Genomic DNA, 1,216 nt, shown 5'->3' on the forward strand with positions numbered 1-1,216 from the left:
GTCCCAGAAGAGGAACCGCACCTCCACGGTCTTGCTCAGGCGGCATTGGCCATCTTCACTTTGATCCGGTGGACGGTGCCGACGCCGACCTTGAGACGCTTGGCAGTGGCGTTGATGCTGAGCCCTTGGGCGAGCGTCTTCTCGATTTTCTCGATCATGATCGGGGGCAAGGCTGGGCGTCCCGCCTTCTTGTTCGAGCGCGCGAGCCCAGCCATGATGCGGCTTCGGATCATCTCACGCTCAAAATCGGCGAACACGCTCAACATCCCGAACATGGCGCGACCAGAGGGCGTGCTGGTGTCGAGCGCCTGCTGATGGAGATAGAGGTCCACGCCCTTGCTGTTGATCTCATTGAGGAAGCCAACAAGGTCTTGGAGCGAGCGTCCGAGGCGATCCACTGCCCAGCTTGCGACCAGATCGATTTCGCGCCGAGCCACGGCTTTGAGCAATGCATCGAAGGCAGGACGCTGATCCCGACCTTTGGCACCCGAGATTCCCTCGTCACAGAACTCGGCGACGATCACCCAACCATTGCGCTCAGCGACGGCGATGAGTTCACGACGCTGGTTCTCAGTGGTCTGCTGATCGGTTGAGACCCTCATGTAAAGCCCGATGCGTTTCGTCATTCCAGAAGATTCTCACAGTTCTGGAATGCGTCAAGCAGTTCTTTTAGTTCAGCTTTTCCCTCACCGATGATGCGCAGGATCAGTCGCACACGACGATTTCGACGGGTTGGGCGAGATGCTCATCATAGGCATCTCTGACCTGATCCTCGGTGGCATCGGCGGGGAGGACTGTCTCAGCCATCATCATATTGAGATAGCCGATGAGGTCATCGAGGGCATCACAGCGACTAAACGAAGCAACTACCCGGCGCGATGGGGGCAGGTCTCCGATGATGCTGATGTAGATCGTTTGGCAGGCGTAGAAGGTGAACTGGTCGGGGGGATATTCCATCGGGCTCCTTGGCGATTGGTGATGTCACCAGTTTACCAAAGGCATGTCCCTGCCCGCCATATTCATCTGCATGTCGGCGCAGATTACTGATCTGACCTGTCTGGGGTGATCGTGAAGGACGACCCGTGCGTGGCGATGTGTTCCCGCGCATGCCTGTCGAGATCAGCCCTCTTCTCAGGGATCGCCAGCGCGTCAGCGATCAGTTCGTCGAAGAACGCCAAGGCATCAGCATCGTCCGCATATTTGGGATCACGCCGGT

The 1,216-nt window shown here is 57.9% G+C and carries 2 protein-coding genes; both read right to left on the reverse strand.

Going from position 1 to position 1,216, the window contains the following annotated elements; all coding sequences use genetic code 11:
- Positions 1 to 35: 35 nt before the first annotated feature.
- Positions 36 to 626: a recombinase family protein gene (locus QUA58_RS31345; protein ID WP_333257683.1), complete on the reverse strand. Its 591-nt coding sequence runs from the start codon at positions 624 to 626 to the stop codon at positions 36 to 38.
- Between the two features lie 79 nt (positions 627 to 705).
- Positions 706 to 957 (reverse strand): hypothetical protein, encoded by a 252-nt coding sequence (locus tag QUA58_RS31350; protein ID WP_333257680.1) that lies wholly within the window; start codon positions 955 to 957, stop codon positions 706 to 708.
- Between the last annotated feature and the right edge of the window lie 259 nt (positions 958 to 1,216).

Origin of the sequence: Microcoleus sp. N9_A1 (genome assembly GCF_036701795.1) — a bacterium.
In the GTDB taxonomy this organism is placed as follows: Bacteria; Cyanobacteriota; Cyanobacteriia; order Cyanobacteriales; family Microcoleaceae; genus Microcoleus.

What these genes read in the sequence shown, in the direction of transcription:
- QUA58_RS31350 (WP_333257680.1), bottom strand. Translation starts at nt 957, where the DNA reads ATGGAATATCCCCCCGACCAGTTCACCTTCTACGCCTGCCAAACGATC.
- QUA58_RS31345 (WP_333257683.1), bottom strand. Translation starts at nt 626, where the DNA reads ATGACGAAACGCATCGGGCTTTACATGAGGGTCTCAACCGATCAGCAG.